This is a genomic window from Binatus sp. (SeqCode) (assembly GCF_049584895.1).
Taxonomy (GTDB): Bacteria; Desulfobacterota; Binatia; order Binatales; family Binataceae; genus Binatus.
Window position 1 is genome coordinate 54,380 of record NZ_JBAUYR010000042.1, and the last position, 8,515, is coordinate 62,894.

Below are 8,515 nucleotides of genomic sequence, written 5' to 3' on the forward strand. Positions count from 1 at the left end.
AAAAAGTCATCGGGCGCTGTGCAGTCGGACTTCGCGCGGCTTGGCGCCGTCCGCGGGCATCACGATTCCTTCGCGCTCCATCTGCTCGACCATCCGCGCCGCGCGATTGTAGCCGATTCGAAGGCGCCGCTGGATCATCGAGATCGACGCCTGGTTGGTCTCCATCACGATTCGCACTGCTTCATCATACATCTCGTCCTGCACCTCGCCACCGATTCCGTCGCCGCCGTCCTCGCCGGGCGGCTTGGTGTCGAGGATTTCCATGCGGTACTCGGGCGCGCCCTGCTCCCGCAGAAAATCGGTAAGCTTGCGAATCTCATGCTCGCCGACGAACGGCCCATGCAGCCGGCGAAGTTTGGCGCTGCCGGGCGGCATGAAGAGCATATCGCCGGCGCCGAGCAGGCGTTCCGCGCCGATCGAGTCGAGAATCGTGCGCGAATCGACGCGCGACGTCACCTGCAACGAGATTCGCGCGGGCAGGTTCGCCTTAATAAGGCCAGTGATCACGTCGACCGACGGGCGCTGAGTCGCGAGTATCAGATGGATTCCCGCGGCGCGCGCCTTTTGCGCCAGACGCGTAATATCGCGCTCGACGGTCTTGCCCTCGCTCAGCAGCAGGTCGGCGAGCTCGTCGATGACGATCACAATTTTCGGCAGCTTGCGATGCTCGATCGCGCCGACCGCGGGCTGGTTGGGATCGTCGGACGCTGGCGCGCTCTGCCCCGCCATCTTGAGCTGCGCGAGCGACGTGCCCGACGCGAGCGCCTGGTTGTAGCCGTCGATATTGCGCACGCCCAGCTCGCGCATTCGAAGGTAGCGGCCCTCCATTTCCTGCGTCGCCCACAGCAGCGCGCTCGCGGCCTTCTGCGGATCGACGACAACAGGCACCAGCAGATGCGGAATATTTTCGTACACCGACAACTCGAGCATCTTGGGATCGACCAGAATCAGGCGCACGTCGTCGGCGGTCGCGTTGAAAAGAATCGACGCGATCATCGTGTGGAGAGAAACCGACTTGCCGGTCCCGGTCGCGCCAGCGATCAGCAGATGAGGCATCTTGGCGAGGTCGGCCGCCACCGGACGCCCGGCGATATCCTTGCCGAGCGCGATCGTGAGCTGGCTCTGCGTGGATGAAAATTCGTCGGCTTCGAGAATCTCACGCAGGAAGACGCGTTCGCGCTTTTTGTTCGGCACTTCGATTCCGACCACGGCCTCGCCCGGCACGGGAGCCTGGATTCGCACCGCGGCTGCTCTGAGAGCCATCGATAGATCGTCGGCGAGATTGACGATCTGGCTCACCTTGATTCCGGAGCCCGGCTCGAATTTGTACATCGTCACGACGGGACCCGGCTGAACCTCGACCACGCGCCCCTCGACGCCGAAGTCCGCGAGTTTCTGCTCGAGCACGCGCGCACTGCGCTCGAGCTGACCCTCGTCCACCTGCGCATGCTCGGCAGGCGGCAGATCGAGGAGCGACTGCGGCGGAAGTTTGAACGCGCCTTTCTGCCTCGGCTTCGACGCCGCCGCCTTGTCGCGCTTCTCGAGAATATCGAGCAGCCTGACCTTCAAGGGCGACGGCTTGCCATTGACGCTCTCCGAATCGGTCTCGACTTCATCGCCCTCGCTGAGCGAGAACGGGACTCGCGCGACGTCAGGGAGTTCGGACTCGTCACGACGCCGGCGAATCTTGCCGGCAATTCCCGCGAGCAGCTCAGTCGGCGCCCGCTTGAGCATCAGGGCCAGCCCGCAGATGAAACCGAGCGCGACAACGATCGAGCCTCCCGCGACGTTGATCGAGTCGTTGAGAAGCGTCGCGATACTCGCGCCGACTTCGCCGCCCATGCGGACATCGTTCAAGTCCCACAACGCGCTGGCGGTCGCGAGTGCAAGAATCAAAAGCACGCCGCCGGCAATCTCGCGCGCAACTGTGACGACGCTCGCGCCGGTCCATACGCGCTGCGCGAGCCATGCCACCAGGATCATCGCGGTATACGATTGGTATCCAACGATACCACCGAGCATCGCCGCGATCGCCGCACCGACCGGACCGCCGAGGTTCGGACTCCGTCCGATATCGACGCTTACCAGGCTGACCGTGCCGAAGGCCGCGAATGCCAGCAGCGCGAGCGCACATAGCTCGCGCGCGATCCGAATGCTCGGCGACAGTGCAGACGAAACCTCCTCGACCACACTGGGCAGAGGCAGCTCAATGACCGTTTTTTCCCTGCGCGCGATGAGGATCACACCTCCGTCACGTAAGGAATCACTAGCGGCCGCCTGCCCAGCTCATCGCTGAAGTAGCGCCGAATCGCGCGCACGATTTCTTCTTTCACCCGGGAATCATTTGCATGCAACGGACCGCCGAGCGCGTTCAGGCGCCGGGTCAATTCTTCCTTCGCGCGACGCATGTGCGCCGAAGTTCCGTCGCCGCTCACCAGACCCCGCGACAGCAAATCGGGACCCGCGACGATGCGCCCGGTCTTCGCCGACAGCACTACCACCGCCGTTACCGTGCCGTCGCGCGCGAGAACCCGACGCTCGCCGACCACCGCGGGATCGCCGTCCGCGCCTTCGAGCATCACGCGCCCCGCCTCGACCGTCGATCCGCGACGCGCGTCGCCACCGTTCAACACCAGCGAGTCGCCGTCCTCGAGCAGGAAGCAGTTCTGCTCAGGAATTCCGGCGGCAATCGCGAGCGCGACGTGACGGCTCAGATGACGGTACTCGCCATGAATCGGGACGAAGTGCCGCGGCCGTGTCAGCGTGATCATCTCGGTCAGCTCGTCCTGGCTCGCATGTCCCGAAACGTGAACCGGAGCGACCGCGTCGTAGACAACGTCGGCGCCCTGCTTGTAGAGGCGATTCACCAGCGTGTTGATGGTGCGCTCGTTGCCAGGGATGAAGCGCGACGACAGCACGACCACGTCGCCATGCTCGATACGCACGCGTGGGTGCGCGTCGCCGGCGATTTTCGCCAGCGCGGAGAGCGGCTCGCCCTGGCTCCCGCTGGTCAGGTAGCTGAGCCGATTGCCGTCGAGGAACTCCGCCTCGCCCGGCTCGACGAACATCGCGTGCCCAAACGGAAGCTGCCCGGTCTCGAGTCCCAGCCGCACGCTCTCGGCCATCGCGCGCCCGAGTGGAACGACGCGGCGTCCGAACTCGCGCGAGACCTCGACCACCTGGCGAATCCGATGCAGATGCGACGAAAATGCTGACAGGAAAAATCTGCCGCGCGCGCGCGACGCCAATTCGCGCAGCACGGGTTTGAGCGAACTTTCAGAGCCCGAGCGTCCGGGACGTTCTACATTGGTTGAGTCCGAGAGCAACAGCGCGACGCCTTCCACGCCAAGCTCCGCGAAGCGCTCGCGATCGAACATCTGGCCGTCGACCGGAGCGTCGTCGATCTTGAAGTCGCCGCTATGAATGATGATTCCCGCCGGCGTGCGAATCGCGAGTGCGGTCGAGTTCGGCGTCGAGTGCGTAACGCGAATTGGCTCGACCGTGAACGGGCCAGCCTCGAATGCCTTGCGCGGCGCGATGGTCCGCAGGTCGACAGGATCGTCGAATTGCTCATCGGCAAGGCGGCGCCGCGTGAAAGCGAGCGTAATGTCGGTACCGTAAACGGGAACGTTGAAGCGACGCAGCAGATGCGCCAGCGCGCCGATGTGGTCCTCGTGCGCGTGCGTGAGCACGACAGCCTCGACCGCGACGCGGCTGCGCTCGAACCACGTCATCTCGGGAACGTAAGTCCCAAGCCCGAGCCCGGGCTCGTCCGGAAACATTACGCCGCAATCGATCACGATCGCACGCCCGGCGCATTCGATCGCCATCAGATTGAGGCCGATCTCTCCGAGCCCGCCGAGGGCTACGATTCTGACCGGCGCGGTCGTGGAAGTGCTTGCCGCCATCGCCTATCCTGCCTCCGCACCGAGGCGAATTATATCGGTCACAGATCGACTGCGAAAGCCAACGCCCGCTGTATCGAAACTATCCACAGGCTCGAAGGACGCCGCCTTGCCTTGAGTAGGGGGCGGGACTACTTTTTCGGATGACGAGGTGGCGAAGATGGCGGCGTCAGTAAACAAAGTAATTCTCATCGGAAATCTCGGGCGCGATCCGGAAACTCGCTTCACCAACTCGGGATCGTCGGTCACCAGCTTTTCAGTCGCGACCACGGAGTCGTTCGCCGACAAGGGCGGGACGCGCCAGGAACGCACCGAGTGGCACAATATCACCGTGTGGGGCAAACAGGGCGAGGCCTGCGCTCAGTACCTGAAAAAGGGAAGTTCGGTTTATATCGAAGGGCGAATTACTTATCGCGAATACGAGGCCAAGGATGGCAGCGGCAAGCGCAAGGCCACCGACATAGTCGCGATGCGGGTGCAGTTCCTGAACTCACGCGGCGGCACTCCGATGGGCGATGACGCCGGTGGTTTCGGCGGCGGTGCAGCTCGGGGACGCGCTCCTGTCGGGGCAGGTGGAAGCGCGGGCGACGACGTCGCGCCGATGGACGACGAGGACATCCCCTTCTAGAAGTCTGCTCTGCGGACAAACATTCCCTATTCTGAAACGCTGCACATGACGGCGGCATCTGATTGCCGATTGTACCGAATCAACCGATTGTCACATTGAAAGTAGTGCGAAACCGCAGGTACGCCATTTGCATTCGACTGGGCGCGTTTTGAGCTGGTATCCAACCCGGCCGCCTATGAGCCGGGGGGCTCTGAATTTTGATCCAGCTTTCGACGACCTATACCCACCACACTCGAGTCCTCGCATTTGTTATCGGGATCGCGATCGCGTTCAGCTCTAGCGACGCGCGCTCGACCACGCTGCTGCCGCCTGAATCCTCCACCACGTCGTGGTCGGTCGCGAGCGATCATAAGACCATCCTGCTGTCGGTGAACGGCGCCGCAGCGATTCCCTTCGTCATCAAGGGCGTCGACTACTCACCGCGACCAATCAACGACGCCGCGCTGACAATTCCCGGCTCCGATTACTTCTGGGGCGATCCTGCTCATCTCACCTACGGCCCAATCTGGATACGTGATCTGTGGGGCGCGACCTACAACGACAACTTCGCGCGCGTCAACCTTCCCGATGGGCTTGTCCGTCAACTCGGTGCCAACAGCATCCGCACCTATGCATGGTGGAAATGGGTGCCGATGTCGCCGGCTGACTATTCGAAATGGAACGAGCTCGATTGGAGCGTAAGTCCGAGAGTGCGCTTCGGCGCGACCACCGCCCCTGCCGGTTTCGCGGGATGGCCGGCGCACGACGGCGGCGATCAGTTCCTGGACCTATGCTGGAATCACGGCGTCAACCCGATTTATGTAGTCATCGGTATCTCGGTCGATCCTTGGCTGGCTTTTCCCGGCGCCAATCCCGATCCCGTATCATTGCTCGACGAGCGAATGTTCATCGAACGCACTACCAAGTGGCTGGCGCAACGTTATGGCTATCATCCGGCGGTGATCGGATTTGCAATCGGCAACGAAACCAACTTGCCATTCGCTCGCGGCACCGATCGATATATCGACTATTGGCAGTACCTGAATCATCTCGGCGTTGTCGCCAAGCATTACGCACCCGACAAACTCACTATGACCGCGTTCGCTGACTATCCTACGGGCGAGACGCCGATGCTGCTCAAGCCGTTGGTCGCATTCAAAAATGGCGGCGATGCTCATTCGGGTGCACTGACCATTCCTGTCTGCGTCGATCAGGGCGGCGAGAACCCGAGCGCTGACTGCTCGTCCGCGCATCGACGGCGCGCTTATCCCGCCGACATCTATGCGCTCGACGTCTGGGGCTTCAACGCCTATCGCAGGCCCGAAACTGAAGACGTCGCGAACTTCAAGCGCTGGATAGTCGACGGACACTACACCAACGGTTCTGAGATTGGGACTGAACTGCCCAATTCCGCACCTAAGCCGATCATTCTGACCGAATGGGGCGCGCCGGCGTCGATTCGCACCCGTGACGGACAGCCACCGCCGCCACCGAACCCGCAATGGGTCAGCGCGAGCCCCGCGGTCGCCGATGAATTCCACGGTGCGCCAGGCTATCGCGCGGCGAGGCTGATTCAACAGATCGCATCCGACATCTATGGACCGCGTTCGACACTTTCGACAACTGGCGGCGGTATTCTGTCGGGCGGTTACGTCTTCGAGTTCCAGGACGAATGGTGGAAGGAAGCGCAGCACCAACCTGAAACCTGGTCGTCGCACGACACGACTATACTCACGAGCATGTTTCCGTTCGGCGAGCCCGGCGCGGGCTTCTCATCTTACTGGGACGAAGAATGGTTCGGGCTGATGTCGGTCGCCACCAGCGCGGGCCGTCGCCCTGACTCTCCGGTCCTGCTCACCGCTGAGCACGGCGAGAGATCGCTGAATGGCGGCGCCGACGTGCTCACGCCGCGCGCGGGATTCTACGCGCTGCAGGAGGCATTCAAAGGTGAGACGCTCTCGCCCGAGCCAATAGTCAATCCGAATCCCACGAAACTCTTTCCGATATCATTTCCGTCGCGCAAGTAGTCACTGACTATTCTATTTCAGCCGAGCCACTTCAGATTTCTCGACGTTCCGTCGAACGTGTCGCGCGTCTTGTAGTATTCGAATTGGCCGCCGACAGCTGCCTGCTCTGTCTTCGCCAGAATCGCCGCCACCTCCGTCTCGCTCAGCGGACGAAATGTCCGCACCGCATTGAGCGCCTGCTGAAGAAATCCGATCCACTCGCATCCGACGACCAGCGTGCTGATCGGCAGGTTCATCGTGTAATGGAGCGCCTCGAACGGCGTGACGGTTTTGCTCTGCAGGATAAAATTGTCGCCGAAGCATTTCATCGCGATCACGCCCATCTTCTTTTCGAGCGCGACCGGCAGCACGTTATGCTGAAAGCTGTCGTAATGCGCGTCCATCACGTTGAGCGGCATCTGGACCGTGTCGAACGTGACGCCATACTGGTCGGCGAGCCGGATCATCTTGAGCAGCATCGCGGGCGTCTTATGCCCCGTGAATCCGAAAAAGCGAATCTTGCCGGCTTTTTTCGCGGCGATCAGCGCCTCGATCGCGCCGTCTTTTCCGAACACCCGATCCGGATCGTTGTCGCGGATCACTTCGTGAATCTGCAGCAGATCGACATGGTCCGTCTGCAAGCGTTTCAAAGACTCGTCGAGTTGCCAATCGACCGTCCAGCGCGTGCGCCCGTCGACCTTGGTCATCAGGAAAACCTTGTCCCGGTAGCCGTCGCGCAGCGCGTTGCCCATTCTCAGCTCGCTGTCGCCGAGATGGTAATCCCACGAGTTGTCCATGAAGGTGACGCCGTTGTCGATCGCGGTGCGGACAATCGCAATCCCGTCGCGAGGATCCTTCGGCTGGCCGATATGATATCCGCCGATCCCGATGAGCGAGACCTTCGCGCCGGTACGCCCAAGCGTCCGATATTGCATCCCGCCCGAACGCGCGATTGCCGCGAACGCTCTGCCCGCCGTCATCGAGACGATCGCACTGATGCGCGCCGCCATCGCAAGGAATCGTCGCCTGGTCACAACCTGTACCCGCTCCTTCAGCGAGCATCTTATACGCATGAAGATCCTGACTCGACGGCGCACGTCGCTCCACATCATAGGCGTCACACCGGCTTCCAAAAAAAGGGCCGCCAGATTTGGCAGCCCTTCTTGTCTTTTTCTTAAGTGCTTAATTGATCGCTAGTCGCGACCTTCCGAATGCTCGACGGCTTCGTGCTGTTCATGCGCGCGCTCGACTGCATGACCCGCACCCACGGCTTCGTTGTTCACTTCGTCAACCTTGCTGTCGACTTTGCCCCGGATTGTGTGATGCCGATATTCGTCGCGTTCATGCTCCCGATGGGCCTCGTCGACGGCATCGGCCGCGCCAGTTGCTCCATTTCGCACCTCGTCGGCTTTTTCATCGGCGTCGCGTTCGACCTGCGCGATCTGAATGCCGACAACTTTCTTGCCGACGTACTTGGTCGGCCGTAGAGGCGGCACCGACGCGCTCGCCGGAATTGTAAAAGCGCCAAGAGAAATCGCCAGCGCGGCGCTAACGAGAATCTTTCCATTAATTTTCTTCATAAGGCGGCCTCCTTGGCCTTATCCAAGGAAACAGCAATAAGCGTTCCATCCAATAAATATCGGGGTTTTTGGCTGGGCAATCAGAATACTAACGGAAACAAAACCGTGCTCTCTGAAACAATTACATCCAGACTGAAATTGAGCAGGACTGGGATTTTGCGCTTGTAAAAAATTCCAATCCGGCGTTTCAGTGGCACAGGCTTCAGCCTGTGATTCTTTCCTGGATTTGCATGGACCAGAAAATCACAGGCTAAAGCCTGTGCCACCAAAATCAAGAACCGGAGAGCGAAAGGTTGTCCTCAACATTTCGCGATTTTCACTGGGTGCAGGGGTCACCCCTGCCCAAGGAAGCGTGAAACCCACCGCGGGTTTCACATTCAATTAAGTGATCCCTTTCCTACTTCGGTGTATCCGGGA

Annotated in this window: 6 protein-coding genes; 2 read left to right on the plus strand and 4 right to left on the minus strand. The window is 61.1% G+C overall.

Annotated elements, in window-relative coordinates:
• Positions 1–6 precede the first annotated feature (6 nt).
• Positions 7–2,244, minus strand: a complete 2,238-nt coding sequence (locus WB650_RS08685) for a DNA translocase FtsK (RefSeq protein WP_423960174.1) — start codon at positions 2,242–2,244, stop codon at positions 7–9.
• Positions 2,241–3,908, minus strand: coding sequence for a ribonuclease J (locus WB650_RS08690; protein WP_422306174.1), 1,668 nt, complete (start codon positions 3,906–3,908; stop codon positions 2,241–2,243). The genes WB650_RS08685 and WB650_RS08690 overlap by 4 nt, the downstream gene beginning before the upstream one ends.
• A gap of 157 nt (positions 3,909–4,065) precedes the next feature.
• Between WB650_RS08690 and WB650_RS08695 the strand changes: the two genes are divergently transcribed.
• Together WB650_RS08695 and WB650_RS08700 are read left to right on the plus strand one after the other, a co-directional pair.
• Entirely contained in the window at positions 4,066–4,533 is a 468-nt protein-coding gene (locus tag WB650_RS08695; protein ID WP_422306172.1) for a single-stranded DNA-binding protein, read from the plus strand.
• A 197-nt stretch (positions 4,534–4,730) separates the two neighbouring features.
• On the plus strand, positions 4,731–6,539 hold the full coding sequence (locus WB650_RS08700) for a hypothetical protein (protein ID WP_422306170.1): 1,809 nt from the start codon (positions 4,731–4,733) through the stop codon (positions 6,537–6,539).
• A 17-nt stretch (positions 6,540–6,556) separates the two neighbouring features.
• On the opposite strand, the gene WB650_RS08705 is transcribed toward WB650_RS08700, so the two are convergent.
• On the minus strand, positions 6,557–7,552 hold the full coding sequence (locus WB650_RS08705; protein WP_422306168.1) for an aldo/keto reductase: 996 nt from the start codon (positions 7,550–7,552) through the stop codon (positions 6,557–6,559).
• Between the two features lie 159 nt (positions 7,553–7,711).
• Entirely contained in the window at positions 7,712–8,098 is a 387-nt protein-coding gene (locus tag WB650_RS08710; RefSeq protein WP_422306166.1) for a hypothetical protein, read from the minus strand.
• Positions 8,099–8,515: the final 417 nt, after the last annotated feature.

Bases quoted from the DNA above. Each gene is read 5' to 3' on its own strand.
- WB650_RS08710 (WP_422306166.1), bottom strand. From the start codon at position 8,098: ATGAAGAAAATTAATGGAAAGATTCTCGTTAGCGCCGCGCTGGCGATT.
- WB650_RS08690 (WP_422306174.1), bottom strand. From the start codon at position 3,908: ATGGCGGCAAGCACTTCCACGACCGCGCCGGTCAGAATCGTAGCCCTC.
- WB650_RS08695 (WP_422306172.1), top strand. From the start codon at position 4,066: ATGGCGGCGTCAGTAAACAAAGTAATTCTCATCGGAAATCTCGGGCGC.